Consider the following 22,387-nt stretch of genomic DNA (forward strand, 5'->3'; position numbering starts at 1 on the left):
TTTTCGAGCTTGATGCCGAGATCTTCCGAGATCGCCTGGCCGCCGGTCAGGATCGCGATGTCCTGCAGCATGGCCTTGCGGCGATCGCCGAAGCCCGGAGCCTTGACGGCCGCGACCTTGAGGCCACCGCGGAGGCGGTTCACGACCAGGGTGGCGAGGGCTTCGCCTTCGACGTCCTCGGCGACGATGACCAGCGGCTTGCCGGTCTGCACCACGGCCTCGAGCAGCGGCAGCAGCTCGTTCAGCGAGGAGAGCTTCTTCTCGTTGATGAGGATGTAGGCGTCGTCCATCTCAACGCGCATCTTGTCGGCGTTGGTGACGAAGTAGGGCGAGATGTAGCCGCGGTCGAACTGCATGCCCTCGACGACGTCGAGCTCGGTCTCGAGCGACTTGGCTTCCTCGACGGTGATGACACCCTCGTTGCCGACCTTCTTCATGGCGTCGGCGAGGAACTTGCCGATCTCTTGGTCGCCGTTGGCCGAGATGGTGCCGACCTGGGCGATCTCGTCGTTCGAGGTGACCTTCTTCGAGTTCTTCTGGAGATCCGCAACGACGGCCTCGACCGCGAGGTCGATACCGCGCTTCAGGTCCATCGGGTTCATGCCGGCGGCAACGGCCTTGGCGCCCTCGCGGACGATCGCAGCCGCCAGCACGGTGGCGGTGGTGGTGCCGTCGCCGGCCGCGTCAGCGGACTTGGAGGCGACTTCGCGCACCATCTGGGCGCCCATGTTCTCGAACTTGTCCTCGAGCTCGATCTCCTTGGCGACGGTGACGCCGTCCTTGGTGATGCGCGGAGCGCCAAACGACTTGTCGAGCACGACGTTGCGGCCCTTCGGACCGAGAGTGACCTTCACCGCGTTGGCGAGGATGTCGACACCGCGCAGCATGCGGTCCCGCGCGTCTACGCCGAATTTGACTTCTTTGGCTGACATGACGATTTTCCCTGGGGTTCATTTCTTTCCACCCTTGGCGGGGCGCCCCGGCAGGCGCTCTTTAGGGGTGAGTGGTGCGAGCGGTGGATTTAGGCGGCCTTCTTGCTGGAAGACACATCGGTGAGAACGCCCATGATGTCGCTCTCCTTCATGATCAACAGCTCCTGGCCGTCGATCTTGACCTCGGTGCCCGACCATTTGCCGAACAGGACGCGGTCGCCGACCTTCACGTCGATCGGGATCAACTTGCCAGCCTCATCGCGGCCGCCGGGGCCGATGGCGATGACTTCCCCCTGAGACGGCTTTTCCTTGGCAGTGTCGGGAATGATGATACCGCCAGCGGTCTTCTCTTCGGCGTCGATGCGCTTGACCACGACGCGGTCGTGAAGCGGACGGAATTTCATGCAGTCCTCCTAAGTATTTGCACGAGTTGAGGATTTTACGCTTGTTAGCAATCGCTGCCCGCGAGTGCTAGCGCGGGCGGAGCTGAAATAGGAAAGTGTTTTTCGGGAGCAAGGGTCTGTAAGGGGTCCTGCTCCAACAAATACAGTACGGAACGGACAAATAATCTCAGTTCTTACACGACTGCGCCCTCTCGGGGGCGACGATCTACGTCAGTAATAAGCGCCGCATGTGTCCGCGCGGCTTCCTGGCCTCTTCTAGGACGGCTGCGAACAGCCATCCGGCAGGAATTCTATCAGTGGGCGGGCGGAAATCCCGCCGGGTATGATCACGATGAAATATTTGGCACTCCATACCTCAGAACTGATCATCCGCGGACAGAGTTATCCTTGCCGTTGGTCAGCAGCAGCGACGGTTCACACTTCGGAGCTGTGCCTGATGCCGGCGCACAGTCCCGGACGTCCCGGGGCATCTAGGATTGCCCATCCCGGGCGGGCTACGGCAGCTTTTGCGAAGAACGTGAGGCTGGCCACTGAGGTTAGTGGCTCGTGACGGGGCCGCGCTCGTTCATACCTAAGCCCGTTCTGCGGCATGTGAGCGGGTCTTTTGCGAAAATGAAAGCGCATAAAGGACGGTCGCCGCGCCCTCGCGCAGCTCCTTCGGAAGCTGCGACCAGGCGATGTCGTGATCGTGTCAGAACTTGATCGCCTACCGCGGGTCCTTTCAAGGTGCTGAGCATTTTACCGAGATCAGAGTCCCGCCGCGATCACATCGTAAGGCGCCGCCTACAAGTCACTGGCGGAGCCGTGGGCGGACAGCACGCACGAACTGGGAGAAGTGTTGGCGGCGCTGATTGGCTACATCGCCCGCGAGACGCGGGGAGATAATTCGCGAACGAACGGCAGCGGAACGCGAACGGTCGACAGCGTGGCATGAAATTCTTTCGCCGGCTCAACAAAAGCAGAGCCATCTAACGGAGACGTGCAGGAAAAAACCTCAAGGCCATAGTACACGCCGTCAATGTGGCGCATCCACGATCTTGCGCCTGGAGCCGCAATCGTCCTGAGGCTTGCTCGTGCAACCGAAAAGCATAAACCCGGCTAAGCCGGGCGTCTTCGGACGGCTTGGATGGCCCTCGTCATGACCAGGTTAGCTTGCGGCGGCGTAAGCTCGGAGATGATAGTGAGGAGATCCCGCACGGCTCTGCATCTGGTCGCGCTGCGCACCAAGGACGGCGTCGCGTCTCTGTCCGATCTGGTCCGGTCATCGCTGCGTTTGCGCCCCGATCGCATTCCGGTCGGGGAGGTGCGGGGCAGCGAAGCGTTGGAACTCCTCAAGGCCTGGGGCACCGGCCACCCCGGTGGGATCGGAACGATTCACGCCGGCACGGCGCTGGGTGCGCTCCGCCGCCTCGAACAGCTTAGCTGGGGGTGGCCTGACATACGGATACGCCGCGGTCACTGGAAGAAGTGGCAAAGGAGTCGTTGTCGAGACCGAGGCACAAGTGATCCGGCGCATCTTTCAGGAATACGTGGACGGCCGTACGCCTCGGGAAATCGCGCACGATCTCAACAACGAGAGGATACCACCTCCGCGGGGGACTATGCGCCTGGACATTGCGTAAAGCGGGCGGGACCGGAGGAGATCAGGCAGCTTAGCCGCGCAGATCTTGCTCGCTTGGTTGCAAATTCAGTCCTTGGACATGGAATCCGTCCGAGCCGCGATTCTGGGTTTCGGTCGCTTCTTCCTGCAGGCGCTGGGCGTCTCCAGCGTCGCCGAGTCCGTGGCACCCGAAGCTTTCGCCTTACCTGGCAGTTCCGCCAGTACCTAATCGAGCCAAGCGCGGATCCGGAACGATACCATGCGCTGCAGTTACAGCTTCCAAACGGCATCTTGCTCTATGGACCGCCAGGATACGGCAAGACCCACGCGGTGGAACGCTCGTCGCCGTCCTCGGGAGACCAACCTTCAGGTTTGACCTAGCAAACTCGGAGGCCCCGCGTTCGAACAAGCGAAGCGTAGCGCGCCGTCGCTGCTGATCCTGGAGGAGATCGATGCCTTTCGTCGGTGCGCGGACCCTTGTCACACGACCGAAAGGTGGAGGACCTGACGGAGATCCACCGGATGCTTATACCGGACAGTACAATCGTCTTGCCCTCGTAGCTGCTGAACGGATCCTGGCCAGATATGAGTAGCGTTCGAGTAATTCGTGTTTCGTAAACAACGAGTCGATGTCGTTACCGAGCTGATCGGCCTTGCGGTTGCGCGCGAGAGTCCGTCGGCGATTCGATCGATGTGGTCTTGTTCTTGGCTATGAATAGGACGATGTGGCGAATCATGGCTGGCTAGGACTCGTGTGAGATGCAGGCTGATCGCAGGACTATCTTAATATTGTGCCAGCGATGGACGCCGCATGGTGCTCTGCGATTGCATTTTTGTCCCTCATAATGACGCTGGGAGGGCGAGGCGCTCAATGGTTTGAATGTGACGCGCAAGCAGATCGCAGGCTTGATCGATATTGCGCGATCGTAATGCTTGCAGAATCAAGCGGTGATCCTGATTGGAGCGCGGACGCCATCCGGCACTGCGCGCCATCGCGAACACCAGTCGCGAGTTTGCGAGTTGCAGTCCATCGAGGCAGGCGAGCAATCGAGGCATTGCGCAGGGCGCCACAAGAGCGTGGTGAAATGTGCGATTCGCGATCTCGAATTCCTGAATTGTCTCCGCGTTGTCTGCTTCGATCAGGGCCAGCTCAATCCGCGCCAGATGGGCCGACGTGAGTTTCGGCGCGGCATTCCGCAGCGCGACCACCTCTAGCGCGGCGCGCATCTCGGCGATCTCCTTCACCGACTTCGCGTCGAGCGATGCAACGCGCACGCCGCGGCGGGGGGCGGCAACAACGAGATGTTGTGCCTCCAGTTGCCGAAAAGCCTCCCGCACGGGGACGTGGCTCGAGTTGAATTCGCGCGCGATATGGTCCTGCCGCAGCGGTGCGTCTGGTTGTAGCGCGCCGCTGATAATGCGGTGCCCGATCGAATGCGCAATGCGTTGCGCAGTTGTCGTGTTGTCGCTCAAATTCATCATAGATTATCTATCAGAAAACATCGTGCGTGGCGGCCAGACGTCAGTTAGCATACCTCAAGATGGAAGATCATAGATAATCACAAGGATTATCTATAGTTTGTAGAGGAGGCCTCGTGGCTCGGATGGCCCCAAGCGCGAAAACAGAATCGGACGACGGCTACATCGAACCCCTTCGCCACGACTGGACCCTTGGGGAGGCGGAGGCGCTCTACAACGCGCCATTCTCCGACCTGATGTTCCGCGCCCAGGCCGTTCACCGCCGCCGCTTTGATCCCAATCATCTGGAGACCGCGAGCCTTCTCAGCATCAAGACAGGCGGCTGCCCAGAGGATTGCGGTTATTGCTCGCAGAGCGCGCACTATGACACGGGGCTGAAAGCGACGCGGCTGATGGACAAGGCGGATGTGATCGCGGCGGCCGAGCGCGCGAAAGCGGCCGGCGCGACGCGGTTCTGCATGGCGGCGGCGTGGCGCAGTCCGAAGGACCGAGACCTAGACCAGGTCTGCGAGATGGTCAGCGCGGTGAAGGGTCTCGGAATGGAAACCTGCGTGACGCTCGGAATGCTGACCGCTCCTCAGGCGCAGCGTTTGCGTGAGGCCGGCCTCGACTTCTACAACCACAACGTCGATACCTCGCCCGAATTCTATGGCCAAATCATCACCACGCGGATCTTGCAGGATCGTATCGACACGCTCACAGAGGTGCGCGCGGCGGGCATCAAGGTCTGCTGCGGCGGCATCATCGGCATGGGGGAGCGCGTCGTGGACCGCCTAGGCATGCTGGTGCTGCTCGCCAATCTGCCGAGCCATCCGGAGAGCGTGCCGATCAATCTCTGGAACGAGGTCAAGGGCGTGCCGGTCATGGAAACCGCGGAACGGCCCGATCCAATCTCCCTCGCGCGTCTCGTCGCGGTCGCACGCATCCTGATGCCACAAAGCGTGGTGCGGCTGTCCGCCGGACGGCAATACATGAGCGACGAATTGCAGACGCTGTGCCTTCTCGCCGGCGCTAACTCGATCTTTATCGGCGACGCGCTCCTGACCACGCGCAACCCGCAGCGCGAGCGCGACGTGGAGTTGCTTGGGCGGCTCGGCATCAAATCCAGCCTCGAGCAAGCGCAGCCGGTCAACACGCAATCTGCGCCGGCTAACGATAGCGTTCACAGCGATTGACGCTCAAACCGCGTCCGCCGACCTCGAGAGACGTTTTGAAGAATGTCAGGAAGAAGCGGGGCTTCGTGATTAGCGGCTGCCTGAGTGCTTTGCGCAAGCACCCCTTCTACACGCGGGATTGATTAATGACTCCAACACGCGCGGACAAGGTGGCCACTTATCACGCCGCCCTGCGGGCCCTGAACGAGCAAGAGCGGCTGCGGCGCCTAGCGCCGCGTTCCGGCATTGATTTTGGATCGAACGACTATCTCGCGCTGGCGAGTGCGCCGCGCATGAAGAAGGCTGTGGCGGCGGCGCTGGAAGCCGGCACTCCAATCGGGGCCGGCGGGTCACGACTCCTGCGCGGAAATTGCGACGAGCACGAACGTCTCGAAGCGGAGGCCGCGCACCTTTTCGGAGCCGAGACGGCGCTGTTTTTCAGCGGCGGATATGTGGCGAATTTTGCCATCCTGACGACGCTGCCTCAACGGGGCGATCTGCTGGTACTCGATTCGCTCGTGCACGCGAGCATTCACGAAGGCGCTCGGTCCGGACGAGCCGAGTTTCGCGAAAGCGCTCACAACGACCCGACGTCGGTCGAAAACACAATACGCGACTGGCGCGCGAAAGGCGGGACGGGCCGTGTCTGGATCGTGGCTGAAAGTCTATACAGCATGGACGGCGATTTCGCGCCGCTCAAGGAGCTTGTCGCAATCGCCGACAGGCATGATGCGTTTCTTTTGGTAGATGAAGCTCATGCCACTGGCGTGTACGGTGAGCAGGGAAAGGGGCTGACCGCCCCCTATGAAGGGCGCGAGAACCTGGTGGTCGTTCATACGTGCGGCAAGGCGCTGGGCGCCGCCGGTGCCCTCGTCACCGCGAGCAGAGTGCTGCGCGACTTCATGGTCAACCGTTGCCGTCCATTCATTTTTGCAACCGCCCCGTCGCCTTTGCTGGCTGTTGCCGTGCAGGAGGCGCTATCAATCTTGAAGGAGGAACCGGAACGGCAACAACGCCTGGCCAGCTTGGTCGCCTTCACACACCGGGAGATCCGCTTGCGCGGAGGCCGGAGTCCCTCCGTTTCCCAGATTGTCCCTTACATTGTCGGCGACAACGCGCGCGCCATGAAACTGGCATCGATGCTGCAGGCTCGCGGATTCGACGTTCGCGGAATCCGACCACCGACTGTGCCGGCGGGCACAGCTCGGCTGCGAATCTCCCTGACACTGAATGTCGGAGAGAATGATGTGCGTGCGTTGCTCGATGCCTTGATGGAAGAAACCGGAAGCGAGGCAAGATGGCTCGGCGATTCGTAGTCACCGGCACCGACACTGAGGTCGGCAAGACGATCTTTTCCGCAGGACTCGTCGATTTTCTTGATGCCTATTATTGGAAACCTGTCCAGGCTGGCCTTCGAGGGGAGATCGATTCCCAGGTCGTTGAACGACTGGCTGAACTTCCCGACGATCGGATTGTGCCAGAGCGGTATCGTCTTGAAGCGCCAGCCTCACCACATCTCGCAGCAGAACTCGATCGCCTTCACATCGACGCCACCGCACTCAATGTACCGGACACCGGGGATCGCCCGCTCGTGATCGAAGGGGCAGGCGGGCTGATGGTACCGCTCAATCGCAACGAACTCTATATCGACGTCTTTGCACGATGGCGGCTGCCAGTCATTCTCTGCGCGCGCACTGCCCTCGGTACCATCAATCATTCGCTGCTTTCGCTCGAGGCCTTGCACAATCGCAACATTGAAATTCGCGGTATCGCGTTCATCGGCGAAGAGAACGTCGACACCGAGAGCACCATTTGCAGGATCGGACAAGTGCGGAAGCTGGGCCGGCTGCCGTGCCTTGCTCCACTCACGGCCAACGCGCTTCGCGCGGCCTTCAAGGTCTCGTTCCATGGTGGCGATTTCGATTCATAATGTGCAAAGCAAAGTCGCGGATCTGGCATCCGTTTACCCAACATGCGCTGCAAGGCGAGATGATAAAGGTTTTGCGCGGCGAGGGTGCATATCTTTACACCGCGGATGACCGTCGCATCATCGATGCGATCGCGTCCTGGTGGGTTGTGACCCATGGCCATTGCCATCCATACATCGTGAGTGCCATTCAGAAGCAGGCGGAAAAGCTCAACCAGATCATCTTCGCGGGCCACACTCATGAACCCGCCGAAGAGGTTGCCTCCCTGCTTTTGAAACTTGCGCCCCGCGGCCTCGACTACGTCTTCTTCTCCGACAGCGGCTCGACCAGTGTGGAGGTCGCGCTGAAGTTCGCGCTCGGCTATTGGCGCAACATCGGCGAGTCGCGTTCACGCATCGTCGTGATGCAGCATTCCTATCATGGCGACACGGTGGGGACGATGTCGGTCGGCGCGCGTGGTGTGTTCAATGCGGCCTACGAACCTCTGCTGTTCGAGGTTACCTCAGTGCCGTTCCCGGCGCTGGGTCATGAACAGCCGACGCTCGACGCGCTCGAGGCCGCGTGTCGCAACGAAAATCCGGCTGCCTTCATCGTCGAACCCCTGATCCTGGGAGCTGGCGGGATGCTTATGTATCCTGCTTGGGTCCTAAATGAAATGAAACGGATCTGTGAGGCCTCAGGCGTCCTGTTCATTGCCGACGAGGTCATGACAGGCTGGGGGCGCACTGGAACATTATTCGCTTGCGAGCAGGCTGGTGTCACGCCCGACATTGCCTGCTATTCCAAGGGCCTCACGGGTGGCTCTCTTCCGCTTGCGGTGACGCTCTGCCGCGCGGACATTTTCGACGCACACTATTCGAAAGACCGAACCCGCACCTTCTTCCACTCCAGTTCTTACACGGCAAATCCGGTGGCGTGTGCCGCTGCCAAGGCGAACCTGGATCTCTGGTGCAACCATGAGACTTACGAGCGCGTGGCCTCCGTCGCTGCAATGCAGAAACACAAAATCGAGCCATTTCGCGCGGACGCACGCTTCGGGAATGTCCGTCAGACTGGTACTATCACAGCACTCGAGCTGAAGGTGTGCGACGAGGGCTACCTCGCCAATATCGGGCCGAGGCTGCAGGCGTTCTTTAGCGATCGAGATCTGCTGCTGCGCCCGCTTGGCAATACGATCTATGTCATGCCGCCGTATTGTGTCACGTCGGCGGACCTCGAGGAAATCTACGCTGCAATTAACGATGCAGCCGATGAGCTGGTCTAGCAGAAGGCCGGATCGGTCGTGGATCGCGACAGCCTGTCGGCGAATCTTCCGAAGCCATTGGCCACGCCCGCATGACCCAACACACCGGCCGAGAAAGTCTTCGTCTGGTGATCGCGCAACCAAAAGGAATTTCCATCCGTCGCCGCGCCATTTTTGAGGAATCGATTTCTTTTTTTCTCCCGAGGTTGACAATTTTCTTCCATGCTCCCTAGGAAGTACCAAGTGCGTAAAGGCTCAACGGTGTTTCAAATGAGAAAAGTACTCTCTGCTAAGCAGTCGGCGAGTTGGTTGACATCAAAGCCTTGCCACTGCGCACCGCAGAATGGAACTGAGGTCGTCGACGCAATGGGGACCAGATGAGCCACGTTTCGCAGCAGCCGGTCGAGCGCATCACGATTCCCATGCTGCAGCGCTGGAAGCAGGACAGCCGGCGTCTCGTCATGACGACTGCCTACGACGCGGTTGCGGCGCGCATCGCGGATCCTTCCGTCGACATCATTCTCGTTGGTGACAGTGTCGGTAACGTTTGCCTTGGATTTGAAAACACGCTGCCCGTAAGCGTGGCGATGATGAACCATCATCTGGAAGCCGTTGCACGCACCAAGCCTCGTGCTTTGCTCGTCGCCGATATGCCGTTTCTTAGCTTCCACCTCAGCGTCGAAGAAACCATACGCAATGCCGGCGGATTCCTGCAACGTGGCGCAGCCGCGGTGAAGCTCGAGGGCGGCGGCAAGCGTATCGAGATGGTACGTGCCCTTGTCGATTGCGAGATTCCCGTGATGGGTCATCTGGGTCTTATGCCCCAGAGCGTCAATGTCATGGGCGGCTTCAAGGTGCAGGGCCGGAAAGCGGACGAAGCGCTGCGGCTGCTCGATGATGCTCACCGTCTGCAGGAGGCCGGCTGTTTCGCTTTGGTGTTGGAAGGCATTCCGGCCGAGCTTGCTGCTCGAGCAACCGATTCCTTGACAATACCAACGATCGGAATCGGCGCCGGCCCGGACTGTTCAGGGCAGGTGCTCGTGTTTCACGATGTGCTGGGCCTGACCGAAGGTCGTCGCCCCAAATTCGTTCGCGCCTATGCAGAAGGCTTCCAGCAGTTGCATGATGCGCTTTCGCGCTGGGCCGCGGATGTCCGCAGTGGTGCATTCCCGGCAGCGCAAGAGTCCTATCGACTTCCTGAAGGTGTCGGCGAGGCAATTACCAACTGGGCGCCATCCAACCCAACCTGATGTAGAACTCGACATGCAAACAATCACGACGGTCGCTGAGCTTCGCCGCACTCTCGCAAAATCCCGCAGTGCCGATCAACGGGTCGGATTCGTGCCGACAATGGGCTATCTCCACGATGGCCACCTGGCGCTGATCGCGGCGAGCCGGGCGCAATGCGACGTCACCGTCGTCAGCATCTTCGTCAACCCCACTCAGTTCGGACCAAACGAGGATCTCAGCACCTACCCGCGAGCCTTCTTGCGCGATGAGGGACTGTGCCGCGATGCCGGTGTTGCGATCCTCTTTGCGCCGGATGCACAGGAAGTCTATCCGAGCCATTTTGAGACCTTCGTTGAACCGGGCGACCTCGCGAAACCTCTGTGCGGAGCCTTCAGGCCTGGACATTTTCGCGGTGTCGCGACTGTCGTATGCAAGTTGTTCAACATGGTGCAGCCCGACGTCGTGTTTTTTGGCCAGAAGGATTTTCAGCAATGCGCAGTCGTGCGCCGCATGGCGGTCGATCTCAATCTCCCGATCGAGATCGTCGCCGTACCAACCGTTCGCGAACAGGATGGGCTCGCGATGAGCAGTCGCAACCGGTATCTCAGCAAGGAAGAACGTCAGCGGGCCCTTGCGATCAATCGTGCACTAACCGCCGCGCTGGATGAATTTCGCTCAGGAGAGCGCAACGTAGAAAAGCTGATTGCGATCGCCAAGGAGCATTTAGAGGCAGTTGACCGACTGCAGTATCTTGAACTTGTCGACGGTGACACGCTCAACACCGCCGACAGTCCACTGCGACGCCCCGCGGCGCTTTGTGCGGCAGCCTACGTCGGCTCGACCCGGCTGATCGACAACGTAATGCTGGCGTTGCCAACTCCGTAGCGCAATGCGTAGCCAAACAGTACCCAGCATATTGAGCTTGAAGAAGTGCTCCAGGCAACTTTTCCGACAGACGTGTCGACCTGGTAGCAAAGGGCGAACTCCGAACCGACGTTGTTCAGCGAGTTAGCGATGCGATAGGGGATGCTTGCGGAATATTGTGGGACCGAGAACTTTGCGTCTGGCAACGTCACAGGTTTCGCGCGGCTGCGACCAGCGACCGTTTCGACAAACCTTGGTATAGTGTTTTGCAGCCGATGCTATATTACCCACTTACCCTTGTACAGTTGAGCGCCCGTCAGGTTCGTTTGTACTTTCGATGTCGAACCTGGATCATTCGATCGACGGGTCGGCGCGAAGCCTGAACTGATACCTTGCTAGAAGTCATTGCGTTCCAATCAGGTGTGAGGACGAACATCTTGAGTCGGACCTTTGGCCGATTGCACGCAAAAAGACAGGGTCTTTATCTTAAGAAGGTGCCCACTATTCGAGATCGCGATCAGCGATCAGAACAGCGGAGCCAACATTCATTCAAGCGACGAAAATGGAGAAGCGGAGGATTGGGCACGCTATGCTCATGAACGTGTGAGCCCTTAGAGTAGCCGATAAGGCTTCCCTCATACTACGGGCTTTAGCGCAGTTGCCGCATTGATGATCATTACCGTAGCGCAAGTTGCTGGCGCTTTTGCATCCCCCTCTTGAAATGCGAGTCGAGATGGCATTTACTGAGCTTTTCATCAAACGTCCGGTATTGTCTATCGTCGTCAGTTTCCTGATCTTGCTGATCGGTTTTCGCGCGGCCACCGTACTGCCGATCCGGCAGTATCCCAAGCTATCTAATACGGTCGTCAATATCACGACTTCCTATCCTGGCGCCTCCGCCGACATGATCCAGGGGTTCATCACCACTCCCCTGGAGCAGGCAGTCGCTTCCGCCGAGGGCGTCGACCACATCAATTCCTCATCGGTGCTCGGTACCTCGACGATCCAAGTCTACATCAAGCTGAATTTCGATCCCAACGAGGCGCTCACCGAGGTTCTCTCCAAGGTCAATTCAGTCAAATATTTAATACCGAAAGAATCAAACGATCCGGTCGTCACTAAGTCGACCGGTCAGGCCACCGCCGTCATGTATATCGCCTTCTCCAGCGAGGAACTGACGGCCAGCGCGATCTCCGACTACCTCTCGCGCGTCGTGCAACCCGTTATGTCAACCGTCGACGGCGTCGCAGCGGCAGACATCCTGGGCGGCCAGAGTTTTGCGATGCGGCTATGGCTCGATCCAGCGAAAATGGCAGGGCACGGCGTGTCGCCGGCTGACGTTTCGGCTGCAATCGCCGCTAACAACTTCCAGGCCGCGGCCGGCCAGACCAAGGGCTATTTCACTATCTCTGATGTTACGGCAAACACCGATCTGCGGAGTGTCGATGACTTCAAGCGCATGATCGTCAAAGCCAATGACGGTGGCTTTGTGCGCATGGAGGACATTGCAGTAGTCGAGCTTGCTGCGCAGACCACAGACACCAGCGTCGCAATGAACGGCGAGCACGGGGTCTTTATCGGCGTTCGGGCGAGCCCGCAAGGCAATCCGCTAAACATAGTGCGAGGCGTTCGGGCGCTGTTTCCAGAAATGGAGCGTAACCTGCCGCCGTCACTGAAGATGAAAGTGGCCTACGACTCCACCAAATTCATTCAATCGTCGATCGATGAAGTGGAGAAGACGCTCATCGAGGCCGTCGTGGTCGTGGTGGTGGTAGTCTTCCTGTTCCTGGCCTCGCTGCGGTCGGTCATCATTCCTGTAGTCACTATTCCGTTGTCGCTCGTCGGTGTCTGCAGCATGATGCTGGCGCTGGGGTTTTCATTCAATCTCCTGACTCTCCTTGCGATGGTTCTCGCGATCGGTCTCGTGGTCGATGACGCGATCGTGGTGGTGGAGAACATTCATCGCCATTTAGAAGAAGGTGCGCTGCCCCTACAGGCTGCTACAAGGGGCGGGCGCGAGATCGTCGGCCCCGTTGTCTCCATGACGATTACCTTGGCTGCGGTATATGCCCCAATCGGATTTCTCGGCGGCCTCACCGGTGCGCTATTCCGCGAGTTCGCGTTTACGCTAGCGGGAGCGGTGATCGTGTCGGGCGTGATCGCTTTGACGCTGTCGCCGATGATGTGCTCGCTCTTCCTGAAACGCGCTGAGGAGGGGCGGTTTGCAGGACTTGTGAACCGCGGGTTCAGCGCCATGACACGATGGTACGGCCGCAAGCTCGACCGCTCGCTCGACTATCGTCCGATTACCGGCCTGTTTGCGCTGACCATGCTGGGCCTCGTCGGCTTTCTCTATATGCATACTTCCAAGGAACTCGCACCCGAGGAGGATCAAGGTATCGTATTCGCTCTAACCAAGGCGCCGAAATACGCCAATATCGACTACCTCGACTATTACGGTACCAAGATCGAAAACGCGTTCCAGAAATTTCCCGAGACTGATTTGAGCTTCGTGCTCAACGGCGTTAGCGGCCAGCAGAGTGGCTTGGCCGGCATGTTGCTCAAGCCATGGGACGAGCGCAAGCGATCATCGATTGCGCTAAAGTCCCTTGTCCAGGCCGAGCTGTCAAAAATCGAAGGCATTAACGCGTTTGCCTTTAGCTTGCCGCCGCTTCCGGGCGGTTCGGATGGCCTACCAGTGCAGATGGTGATCAATTCGACGCTTGGCTTCCAATCCGTCTACGAGCAGATGTCGAAGCTGAAAGATGCCGCGCGGAAGAGCGGTCTGTTCATGGTGAGCGACTCCGACCTCGAGTTCAACCAGCCGGTGGTACGAGTCAAGGTGGATCGATCCAAGGCCAACGAGCTTGGCATCACCATGCAGACCATCGGTAACGCGCTCGCCACCTTACTTGGCGGAAACTACGTCAACCGCTTCAATTTACAGGGCCGCTCCTACCAGGTGATCCCGCAGGTCCCACGCGAGGAACGCCTGGCGCCGCAAGCCATCGGGAGCTATTATGTGAAGACAGCGACGGGCTCGATGCTCCCGCTGTCCACCGTTGTCTCCATCGAGACTGCGACCGATCCAAACGCGCTCACCCACTACAACCAGCTCAACTGCGCAACCTTTCAGGCCGTGCCGATGCCAGGCGTCACGATCGGTCAGGCTGTGGACTTCCTGGAAGCTGAGGCAAAGAAACTGCCCGCAGGCTTCAGCCACGACTTCCTCGCCGACGCCCGCCAATATGTGCACGAGGGTAACCAACTGGCGATTACGTTTGCATTTGCACTGATCATCATATTCTTGGTGCTTGCGGCGCAGTTCGAAAGTCTGCGCGATCCCCTCATCATCATGATCAGCGTCCCAATGGCAATCGTCGGCGCCTTGATCCCGCCATTCTTTGGCTGGGCGACGATGAACATCTACACCCAGATCGGACTGTTGACACTGGTCGGGTTGATTTCCAAGCACGGCATCCTGATGGTTGAGTTCGCCAATGAGCTGCAGCTCAAGGAGAGACTTGACCGTCGCTCGGCTATAGAGATGGCGGCGCGCGTCCGACTGCGTCCAATCTTGATGACCACGGCGGCAATGGTCACGGGCTTCATACCCTTGTTGACGGCAACGGGAGCTGGCGCCGCGAGCCGCTTCTCGATCGGGCTCGTGCTCGTCGCTGGCATGTCTGTCGGCACGCTGTTCACGCTCTTCGTGCTGCCGGCGGTCTACGTCGCGATCGCGTCCGATCACCGTGCCGATGCGAGCTCCGGCCGCGCGAAGATCGCCCCCGAGCTCGACCTCACCGGCGCTGCTGATGCCCAGCTGGCCAAGCAATGACGATAGAATCAATCTAGGTTCGCTCAGTGTGGTGAGCACCTGCGATCGCCTCACGCTCACTTGCGCATCGAGATCTTCACGCCCGTGGTGCCGAGCTTGCCGAGCATCAGGTGCACCGACACGATCATTCTGTCCCTGATCCTGCCGCAAGCTGCGGGTTGGCGCCGCCCTGTCGAAGCAAGCTGGCTGATCGGCCTGCCATTCGGGTCGATGCTGGGCATCCTCAATTCGGTGACGACTATCTCCGGCCCTCCCTTAGCGATGCTGTTTAACAACCAGGGCCTGGTTAAACACGAGTTTCGCGCCGGCCTAGCCCTGGTTCGCGTGGCGGAATCGAGCGTAACCGCCTTCGTCTATTATCAGCTCGGCTTGTTCCCGAAAGCGGCAGCTTGCTCTATGTTTTTATGCCCAGTGTTATGCTTGGCATCCCTCTGGGGTCCTACTTCATTCGCCGGCTTGATCCGGACATATTTCGACGCATCTGCATGAGCTTTGATGCGGGCGTCGGTTTGTCACAGGTGCTGATCGAGCTCGATCTAGTGCAGAGCGCCTGGGCTTATACTGATGGATCTGTGCCTGCTACACTTGCTCCTTACCACCCACAGCCCGATTTGATCAGAGCGACGGGCTCGGCGAACTGCGGATATAAGCGCTTGAACGATGCCGGCGGGCACCTCGGTATCGAAGGCGCGCGCGTCGTGGACCTGAGCGACGCCGCTCTCTTCCGCGGCGACAATGATGGCATGTAAATCTGGTTGATTGCTCTATGACAGCCCAGCGCACCGGCGCCGGGGAATTCGGGATCACAGGACAGCCCTAAACTTTTGGAGGTTGATCTTGTCGCCATGCCACTCGCCGTGGCTGTGGTTGCCGGCGGCAAGCGCGCCAGACAAACGGATCACTCGAGACACGGCACAGCGAGCGCGACGCGGGGAACAACCTAGCCGACTGAAACCAGGAATAATCGAATATCAAAAGTATCGGGCCGACATTGACGGCTTGCGCGTGATAGCGGGCTTGTATTGATCTTGTGAGTGAGCGCCGTTACTCGTGATGAGAGCTCCCGATTTTACAAAAGCTGTCGGAAAACCTACGGCGTGTTCGCGCCAAGTACACAGTGGCGTCGGGCGCCGTTGGCTTTGCAGGCTTTGTAGGCTTTGCGACAAGGCCATAGTGAGCGTTGCGCCTCCAGCCGTCGCAGACCAGCAAAAACTATCACCCCATGGCTAGCTCATCCGGGAAAGAGTAGCCGAAACACCGCATCACGGGCTCGACGATCACCCCTACTTGTCGCTCGCCCAGTGATGTAGTCCAGTTTTTGTGACGGCATTGCATTTGCAGGGCTAAAGAATGTCAACTTGAGGCCATCATTGTCGATCGCGCCGCTTGCAGGCGACGCACGCGGGATGACGGGCGTCGCGCTCGCGAGCCCGTTCTCTCAGGAGCGCCCGTGATACCATCCGCTAATTGGTCTGCCGGCCTGCTTGGGACACGGCTCGCATTTTTTGTGGCCGGAGTCGGCCTCGCAGCCTGGGCGCCTTTGGTGCCACTCGCCAAGGAGCGGCTCGCGGTGGATGACCGCATGCTTGGTCTTCTGCTGCTCTGTCTCGGAACGGGATCCGTCATCGCTATGCTTTTGACCAGCGTGTCGAATGCGCGGTACGGCAGCAAGCCCATTATCCTCGCGGGTGGACTTGGACTCGCGATCACCCTGCCGTGGCTTGCAATTGCCGACACATCTCTCGGGCTCGGTGCCACGCTGTTTGCTTTCGGCGTTTCACTCGGCTCGATCGATGTAGCCATGAACATTCATGCGATTGAATTGGAGCGCGCCACCGGCCGTCCATTGATGTCTGGCTTCCACGCCCAGTACAGCATTGGGGAATTCACCGGCTCTGCCGCCGTGACGTCGTTACTCTCGCTGCAGCTTGGCCCGCTTTTTTCGACGTTGGTTTGTTCGGCGTTAATGACGATCGCGATTGTGTCGGCCTGGCCGGGGTTGCTCGCGACGGGTTCGAGGCAGCAGGGGCCATTGTTTGTCTTGCCCCATCGCAGTGTGTTGCTAATAGCTGTGCTCGCGGCTATCACCTTTCTTGTCGAAGGTGCAATGCTCGATTGGAGCGCTTTGCTTCTCGTTGAACGAGATCTTCTCGCGGAGGCGCACGGGGGCATTGGTTGTATGCTCTTCTCAATCGCAATGACCGCAGGGCGTCTCAGCGGAGATGCCGTGGTGGCTCGAATCGGCGACCGCGCCACATTGATGCTCGGGACTCTGCCGATCGTGACAGGCTTCTTGGCTGTGGTGGCCGCGCCCGTTGCGTTGATTGCTATGGCGGGGTTCCTGCTTATTGGATTGGGTATTTCAAATGTTGTACCCGTACTGTGTCGACGCGCCGGCAAACAGACAGTGATGCCAGCAGGCGTTGCGATCGCGGTCATCACGACAGCCGGCTACGCGGGTATACTCGTCGGGCCTGCCAGCATCGGGCTCGCCGGACACATGTTTGGCTTGCCCTTGGCGTTCGGGATGTTAGGCGCGCTCATGTCCATCGTTACGCTGTCGGCGAGGATAATGATGACAGACCATCGCTAAGCCGTTGGTCGAGAGGAAGGGGACACCAGCACGCTCCCGGCTAATGATCGTCCACCGGTCGGCGTTTAGCGGCTTAGAGTCTATGAGATCTCAACTTGATGGCAGCAGGTGTCGATGATGGCCATTCTCCTTTTCCTGCAAGTCGATTGGCGGCGTCATAGCTAGGATACACCGCGTCTTTCGGGTTCTAGGCGTCCAACTGAGCGCGTTGTTGACAATGAACGCTTGTCAACTGCAAAGCAAAATTGGTTGTTACGTGAGCGGCAAGTCCGCTAGGCTGGACGTTCACCGATGATTGATACGTAGGAGTGGTCCTTTATCGGGAACAGGCAGATCACTCTGCTGCCGTCCATCGCTGTCGGCGCGATACGCCCGGTATGCCAGCTGAATGCCGTCCTCAAGAGAGGTCGTGGCGCGCCAGCCGAGCCCGGACAGCCGCCCGATGTCGAGCAGCTTGCGCGGCGTGCCGTCCGGGCGCGACGTGTCGAAGCTGATCTCACCGCGAAAACCGACGGCGGCCGCGACCATGAGCGCTAGCTCGGCGATGCTGATGTCCTCACCGGTACCGATATTGACCAGTTCCGGCGAGGAATAGGTCTTCATCAGATGGATGCAGGCGTCGGCGAGATCGTCGACGTAGAGAAATTCGCGGCGGGGCGTGCCGGTGCCCCACACCACGACGTTGCCGCCGCCCGAAATCTTGGCCTCATGGAAGCGGCGGATCAGCGCGGCGACGACGTGGCTGTATTCGGGGTGATAATTGTCGCCAGGGCCGTAGAGATTGGTCGGCATCACGCTGATGAAATCGGCGCCGTACTGGCTGCGATAGGCCTCGGCCATCTTGATGCCGGCGATTTTGGCGATGGCATAGGGTTCGTTGGTCGGCTCCAGCGGGCCGGTCAACATCGAATCCTCTCGCAGCGGCTGCGGCGCCAGGCGCGGATAGATGCAGGAGGAGCCGAAGAACATCAGCTTCTCGCATCTATTGGCATGGGCCGCCTGGATCACGTTGCTCGATATCGCCAGATTGTCGTGGAGAAACTCGGCGCGCAGCGTGTTGTTGGCGACGATGCCGCCGACCTTGGCGGCGGCGAGAAACACGGCCTGCGGCCGCTTCGCGGCAAACCAGGCATTCACCGCGGCCTGGTCGCGCAGGTCGACCTCGCTGCGCGACACCGTCAAGAGATCGGCCTGTTCGCGTGCCAGCCGGCGCATCAGCGCCGCGCCGACCATGCCGCGATGGCCGGCGACGAAAACCGTCTTGCCCTTCAGCTCAAACGCCGTGCTTGCCATTGGCTGCGTCCTGCCTGGCTTGGACGAGATCGCTGGCGACCATTTCCTTCACCAATTGCGAGAACGGCGTCTTCGGCGCCCAGCCGAGTTTCGCGCGCGCCTTGCTGGCGTCGCCGATCAGGAGATCAACCTCGGTCGGACGGAAATAGGTCGGATCGATCTGCACCAGGGTCTTGCCGGACGCCTTGTCGACGCCGACCTCCTCGACGCCCTTGCCGCGCCATTCGATGCTGCGCCCGACCTCGGCAAACGCCAGCTCGACGAACTCGCGGACCGACCGCGTCTCGCCGGTCGCGAGCACGAAGTCGCCGGGTTCGTCGACCTGCAGAATCCTGTGCATGCCCTCGACATAGTCGCGGGCATGGCCCCAGTCGCGCTTGGCGTCGAGATTGCCGAGATAGAGCTCGTTCTCGAGGCCGACGTCGATGCGGGCGACGGCCCGGGTGATCTTGCGCGTCACGAAGGTCTCGCCGCGGATCGGGCTCTCATGGTTAAACAGGATGCCGTTGCTGGCGAATATGCCATAGGCCTCACGGTAGTTCACTGTGATCCAATAGCCATAGAGCTTGGCGACGCCGTAGGGCGAGCGCGGATAGAATGGCGTGGTTTCCTTCTGCGGAACCTCTTGCACGAGCCCGTAAAGCTCCGAGGTCGAGGCCTGGTAGAACCGCGTCTCCTTTTCCATGCCGAGGATACGGATCGCTTCCAAAAGGCGCAGCACGCCGATTGCGTCGGCGTTGGCGGTGTATTCCGGGCTCTCGAAACTGACCTGCACGTGGCTCTGGGCGGCCAGGTTATAGATCTCGGTCGGCCGGATCTGCTGCACCAGCCGGATCAGATTGGTCGAATCCGTCATGTCGCCATAGTGCATTAGGAACGGCACGTTGCCGGCATGCGGATCCCGGTAGAGATGATCGACGCGCGCTGTGTTGAACGAGGACGACCGGCGCTTAATCCCGTGCACGGTGTAGCCGAGACCGAGCAGATACTCGGCGAGATATGCGCCGTCCTGCCCGGTGACGCCGGTGATCAGCGCAACGCGCCGCTTTGAGTCCTGAGCCGCCATGGTCTCTCTTAGTTGCGCCGGAAAGAAAGCCTCCCTGTGAAACGCTATTGCGAAGCCGTTTCTCGAGAAATCTAGATGCGCAAGCGCGCTCCACCCGCAATAGGAAAGCGATCGTTAGCTCCAGTCATACACATCATGCAGGAATGCACACTACATACATTGATTTATATTGGACTGGAGGGTGCCAACCCATTGAGCTTCAAAAAATGAAAGTCAACTAACCCTCGCAACCTGCCTGATATCCGCGATGATCCTAAGCGCGCGAGATGGATGGCAAACGCCGTTACGCGCCCGGCCGCGCTTGCCCCCGGGGTGATATTTCCAATGAGATAGAAGCCGACGGTCTGTGTTCCTTATCTATCCTGAGGCGCATGTCTGCATTCGCGTGGTCTCGTCATGGCTTGGGAGAGCGATGGGCTGAGGCCGCAGTCGTCAATGCATTTGTCGGAGTGACGACATGCAAGCCAGCACGCAGCCAAACCTGCGCATCAATTCGTAATCTACAAAGCGCCCGTACCGTTAACTTCCGAACAGAACAGCCGGCCTTGGCGGACTCATCAACCGTGATCAGCGCCGTTGCCAATATCCAACTCGCGGCAGGCAGTGGACCGTCGACGCAAGACAAAATGAGAAAGAGTAGCCAACGTTGGTATAGATAATCGAACGTATCGATATCAAGAGTTTACGTTCGTACAATAGAGCTTCGACGCCAATCGTTTAGTCTCGACGACCGTAACTTGCTTCGGTCCGAGTATGATGAGCCTCTTAAACCCGCGTCGGCGAAATGTTTCCTGGGACAAAGAACAATTCACGCTAGAGCGGCTGCGCAAATGTATGGGCAGCAGACCATGTAGAAGCCATGGGCAGGTTTCCTCTTTCTATCTCCCCAATGTAGCGCAGCCGAGACGGAACGTGAGCCTCTCGAAGGGTCTATCAGTGAGGCGGAAAGACTCAGTTACTGCCACATTCACGGCCGCTCGGTTCGCTGGTGTCGCTGCTCACCTTCTTGGAAATGTCAGCTGCAAGTCGTGAAATGGCTCATCAGTGATGATGAGCCAAATAAGACAAGATGCTTTTTCGTAGGATAATTGGTCCGCCGATCTGGCTCGAATGTCCTCAATCTATGGAGCCAGACTATTTGCGCGATATGTCCTCGCAGCGGCTTGTTGCGACGCCGACAGATATTGTCGCAACCGAGCGAGTCTGTTTGTGCCGGGATTGGATGTCGCGCCACCGAGCAAGCGCACCTGCACATCTGGCTCTCCTCGAAGCGGTCACGCTATTCGCGGCCGCATCGCAGTTTGTACTCAGATAGGCAGCCAAAAGCGGAATGTAGCCGGGCGAAGCAATGATGGCTGAAAGAGATCTAACTCACGCTTGTGAATGCGGCGGCGATAAAGGCGGCCGCGACAAATCCCGAACTAGACACCTGTTACCATCGGGCAAGCGAATTTCATGACGGGTTCCTGTGAGGGGGAACGTCGGGCTTCTTGAACTTGGGCAGCATTGATCGATATGTGTGGAATTGTCGGCATCTTGGGGCGTGGTCCGGTCGTTGGGCAGTTGGTCGCGTCGCTCAAGCGATTGGAATATCGTGGCTACGACTCCGCAGGCCTCGCTACTCTCGAAGGTCTCCGTATCGAGCGGCGACGCGCTGAAGGTAAGCTGAGAAACCTTGAGGAGCGGCTGCGCTATTATCCGCCGTCGGGTCGTACCGGTATCGGTCACACCCGCTGGGCGACTCATGGAAAGCCGACCGAGAGCAATGCTCATCCGCATGCGACGGAAAATGTAGCGGTCGTTCATAACGGGATCATTGAGAATTTCCGCGAGCTGCGAGCCGAACTGGAGCGGAATGGAGCCCATTTTAGCTCAGAGACTGACACGGAGGTGGTGGCGCATCTCGTCGAATCTTATCTCAAGAATGGCTACTCGCCGCAGGATGCGGTACAAGCGTCGCTGCCCCGGCTGCGCGGTGCCTTCGCGCTGGCATTCCTTTTCAAGGCGCACGACGATCTTTTGATCGGTGCGCGTAAGGGGTCGCCCCTTGCGATCGGACATGGTAACGGCGAAGTGTATCTAGGATCGGACGCGATCGCGCTCGCGCCTTTGACCGACACCATCACCTATCTTGAAGACGGTGACTGGGCCGTTCTTACGCGCACGATGTGCGTGATTTATAGCGCAGACGGCTCCGTCGTCCAGCGGGAAACATCAAAGTCTGGCGTATCGTCACTCCTTGTGGACAAAGCGAATTATCGCCACTTCATGGCCAAGGAAATCCACGAGCAGCCGACCGTGGCCGGCAAGACATTAGCGCATTATCTCGACATGGCGGCCAAGCGCGTCGCCCTGCCGCTCACATTGCCGTTCGACTTTAAATCCATTCAGCGCATCTCAATTACCGCGTGCGGCACGGCGAGCTATGCCGGGCACATCGCCAAATACTGGTTCGAGCGGCTGGCGCGCTTGCCTGTCGAGATCGATGTAGCGTCCGAGTTCCGCTACCGGGAGGCGCCTCTGCGCCGGGGAGATCTCGCCATCGTCATCTCGCAGTCGGGCGAAACCGCTGACACACTGGCTGCGTTGCGATACGCCAAGGGGCAGGGCGTGCACACGATATCTGTGGTCAACGTCCCGACCTCGACGATTGCGCGCGAGAGTGAATCCGTTCTGCCGACGCTGGCGGGGCCAGAAATCGGCGTAGCTTCCACAAAGGCATTCATCTGCCAGCTGATCGTATTGGCGGCGCTTGCCGTCTCA

At 59.2% G+C, this 22,387-nt stretch carries 18 protein-coding genes and 1 pseudogene; 14 read left to right on the forward strand and 5 right to left on the reverse strand.

All coding sequences use genetic code 11. The features are described 5' to 3' along the window. Together groEL and groES are read right to left on the reverse strand one after the other, a co-directional pair. A partial coding sequence (gene groEL, locus CWO91_RS33795; RefSeq protein WP_130219848.1) for a chaperonin GroEL occupies positions 1-932 on the reverse strand: 932 nt, incomplete at its 3' end. Between the two features lie 89 nt (positions 933-1,021). Next, a complete protein-coding gene (gene groES, locus CWO91_RS33800) occupies positions 1,022-1,336 on the reverse strand; it encodes a co-chaperone GroES (protein WP_091881514.1) in 315 nt (104 codons plus the stop codon). 664 nt (positions 1,337-2,000) lie between these two features. On the opposite strand from groES, the gene CWO91_RS45620 reads away from it, so the two are divergent. The 3 genes and pseudogenes from CWO91_RS45620 (at position 2,001) to CWO91_RS33815 (ending at position 2,958) form a co-directional block, all read left to right on the forward strand. Further along, positions 2,001-2,069, forward strand: a complete 69-nt coding sequence (locus CWO91_RS45620; RefSeq protein WP_244551014.1) for a hypothetical protein — start codon at positions 2,001-2,003, stop codon at positions 2,067-2,069. Positions 2,070-2,534: 465 nt separating this feature from the next. Continuing rightward, positions 2,535-2,756: pseudogene (locus CWO91_RS33810) on the forward strand (ATPase, T2SS/T4P/T4SS family); the annotation flags it as partial. Beyond that, positions 2,731-2,958 (forward strand): recombinase family protein, encoded by a 228-nt coding sequence (locus CWO91_RS33815; protein WP_349643604.1) that lies wholly within the window; start codon positions 2,731-2,733, stop codon positions 2,956-2,958. The pseudogene CWO91_RS33810 and the gene CWO91_RS33815, both read left to right, overlap by 26 nt. A gap of 818 nt (positions 2,959-3,776) precedes the next feature. On the opposite strand, the gene CWO91_RS33820 is transcribed toward CWO91_RS33815, so the two are convergent. Then, complete coding sequence (locus tag CWO91_RS33820; protein WP_085964263.1) at positions 3,777-4,415, reverse strand: GntR family transcriptional regulator; 639 nt, start codon at positions 4,413-4,415, stop codon at positions 3,777-3,779. Positions 4,416-4,540: 125 nt separating this feature from the next. On the opposite strand from CWO91_RS33820, the gene bioB reads away from it, so the two are divergent. The 10 genes from bioB (at position 4,541) to CWO91_RS33865 (ending at position 17,265) form a co-directional block, all read left to right on the forward strand. Further along, the gene (gene bioB, locus CWO91_RS33825) at positions 4,541-5,590 is read left to right on the forward strand and encodes a biotin synthase BioB (protein ID WP_130219857.1); all 1,050 of its coding nucleotides are present in this window, start codon (positions 4,541-4,543) and stop codon (positions 5,588-5,590) included. A 125-nt stretch (positions 5,591-5,715) separates the two neighbouring features. Further along, on the forward strand, positions 5,716-6,885 hold the full coding sequence (locus CWO91_RS33830; RefSeq protein WP_018322489.1) for an 8-amino-7-oxononanoate synthase: 1,170 nt from the start codon (positions 5,716-5,718) through the stop codon (positions 6,883-6,885). After that, positions 6,867-7,499: a dethiobiotin synthase gene (gene bioD / locus CWO91_RS33835; protein ID WP_091881524.1), complete on the forward strand. Its 633-nt coding sequence runs from the start codon at positions 6,867-6,869 to the stop codon at positions 7,497-7,499. Before CWO91_RS33830 ends, bioD begins: the two co-directional genes overlap by 19 nt. Beyond that, complete coding sequence (locus CWO91_RS33840; RefSeq protein WP_130219849.1) at positions 7,499-8,761, forward strand: adenosylmethionine--8-amino-7-oxononanoate transaminase; 1,263 nt, start codon at positions 7,499-7,501, stop codon at positions 8,759-8,761. Before bioD ends, CWO91_RS33840 begins: the two co-directional genes overlap by 1 nt. A gap of 356 nt (positions 8,762-9,117) precedes the next feature. Continuing rightward, positions 9,118-9,990 carry a 3-methyl-2-oxobutanoate hydroxymethyltransferase gene (gene panB, locus CWO91_RS33845; protein ID WP_130219850.1) on the forward strand — a complete coding sequence of 291 codons (873 nt, stop codon included), beginning with the start codon at positions 9,118-9,120 and terminating at the stop codon, positions 9,988-9,990. A 13-nt stretch (positions 9,991-10,003) separates the two neighbouring features. After that, positions 10,004-10,855 (forward strand): pantoate--beta-alanine ligase, encoded by an 852-nt coding sequence (panC, locus tag CWO91_RS33850; protein WP_130219851.1) that lies wholly within the window; start codon positions 10,004-10,006, stop codon positions 10,853-10,855. Between the two features lie 712 nt (positions 10,856-11,567). Next, positions 11,568-14,672 (forward strand): efflux RND transporter permease subunit, encoded by a 3,105-nt coding sequence (locus CWO91_RS33855; RefSeq protein ID WP_130219852.1) that lies wholly within the window; start codon positions 11,568-11,570, stop codon positions 14,670-14,672. A gap of 60 nt (positions 14,673-14,732) precedes the next feature. Beyond that, on the forward strand, positions 14,733-15,161 hold the full coding sequence (locus CWO91_RS33860) for a hypothetical protein (protein ID WP_245471459.1): 429 nt from the start codon (positions 14,733-14,735) through the stop codon (positions 15,159-15,161). Beyond that, positions 15,158-15,421: a hypothetical protein gene (locus CWO91_RS44710; protein WP_245471460.1), complete on the forward strand. Its 264-nt coding sequence runs from the start codon at positions 15,158-15,160 to the stop codon at positions 15,419-15,421. Before CWO91_RS33860 ends, CWO91_RS44710 begins: the two co-directional genes overlap by 4 nt. Before the next feature lie 704 nt (positions 15,422-16,125). Continuing rightward, positions 16,126-17,265: an MFS transporter gene (locus tag CWO91_RS33865; protein WP_165405906.1), complete on the forward strand. Its 1,140-nt coding sequence runs from the start codon at positions 16,126-16,128 to the stop codon at positions 17,263-17,265. 285 nt (positions 17,266-17,550) lie between these two features. On the opposite strand, the gene CWO91_RS33870 is transcribed toward CWO91_RS33865, so the two are convergent. Then, a complete protein-coding gene (locus tag CWO91_RS33870) occupies positions 17,551-18,558 on the reverse strand; it encodes a GDP-L-fucose synthase family protein (RefSeq protein WP_130219854.1) in 1,008 nt (335 codons plus the stop codon). Then, positions 18,539-19,624: a GDP-mannose 4,6-dehydratase gene (gene gmd / locus CWO91_RS33875; protein WP_130219855.1), complete on the reverse strand. Its 1,086-nt coding sequence runs from the start codon at positions 19,622-19,624 to the stop codon at positions 18,539-18,541. Before gmd ends, CWO91_RS33870 begins: the two co-directional genes overlap by 20 nt. Positions 19,625-21,139: 1,515 nt before the next feature. Here gmd and glmS point away from each other — a divergent pair. Continuing rightward, positions 21,140-22,387 (forward strand): glutamine--fructose-6-phosphate transaminase (isomerizing) (gene glmS / locus CWO91_RS33880; protein ID WP_130219858.1); only part of this gene is annotated, 1,248 nt, incomplete at its 3' end.

Origin of the sequence: Bradyrhizobium genosp. SA-3 (genome assembly GCF_004212635.1) — a bacterium.
Classification (GTDB): Bacteria; Pseudomonadota; Alphaproteobacteria; order Rhizobiales; family Xanthobacteraceae; genus Bradyrhizobium.

Bases quoted from the DNA above. Each gene is read 5' to 3' on its own strand.
- CWO91_RS33830 (WP_018322489.1), top strand. From the start codon at position 5,716: ATGACTCCAACACGCGCGGACAAGGTGGCCACTTATCACGCCGCCCTG.
- CWO91_RS44710 (WP_245471460.1), top strand. From the start codon at position 15,158: ATGAGCTTTGATGCGGGCGTCGGTTTGTCACAGGTGCTGATCGAGCTC.
- CWO91_RS33855 (WP_130219852.1), top strand. From the start codon at position 11,568: ATGGCATTTACTGAGCTTTTCATCAAACGTCCGGTATTGTCTATCGTC.
- gmd (WP_130219855.1), bottom strand. From the start codon at position 19,624: ATGGCGGCTCAGGACTCAAAGCGGCGCGTTGCGCTGATCACCGGCGTC.
- CWO91_RS33840 (WP_130219849.1), top strand. From the start codon at position 7,499: ATGTGCAAAGCAAAGTCGCGGATCTGGCATCCGTTTACCCAACATGCG.
- bioD (WP_091881524.1), top strand. From the start codon at position 6,867: ATGGCTCGGCGATTCGTAGTCACCGGCACCGACACTGAGGTCGGCAAG.
- bioB (WP_130219857.1), top strand. From the start codon at position 4,541: ATGGCCCCAAGCGCGAAAACAGAATCGGACGACGGCTACATCGAACCC.
- panC (WP_130219851.1), top strand. From the start codon at position 10,004: ATGCAAACAATCACGACGGTCGCTGAGCTTCGCCGCACTCTCGCAAAA.
- groES (WP_091881514.1), bottom strand. From the start codon at position 1,336: ATGAAATTCCGTCCGCTTCACGACCGCGTCGTGGTCAAGCGCATCGAC.
- CWO91_RS33870 (WP_130219854.1), bottom strand. From the start codon at position 18,558: ATGGCAAGCACGGCGTTTGAGCTGAAGGGCAAGACGGTTTTCGTCGCC.
- CWO91_RS33820 (WP_085964263.1), bottom strand. From the start codon at position 4,415: ATGAATTTGAGCGACAACACGACAACTGCGCAACGCATTGCGCATTCG.
- panB (WP_130219850.1), top strand. From the start codon at position 9,118: ATGAGCCACGTTTCGCAGCAGCCGGTCGAGCGCATCACGATTCCCATG.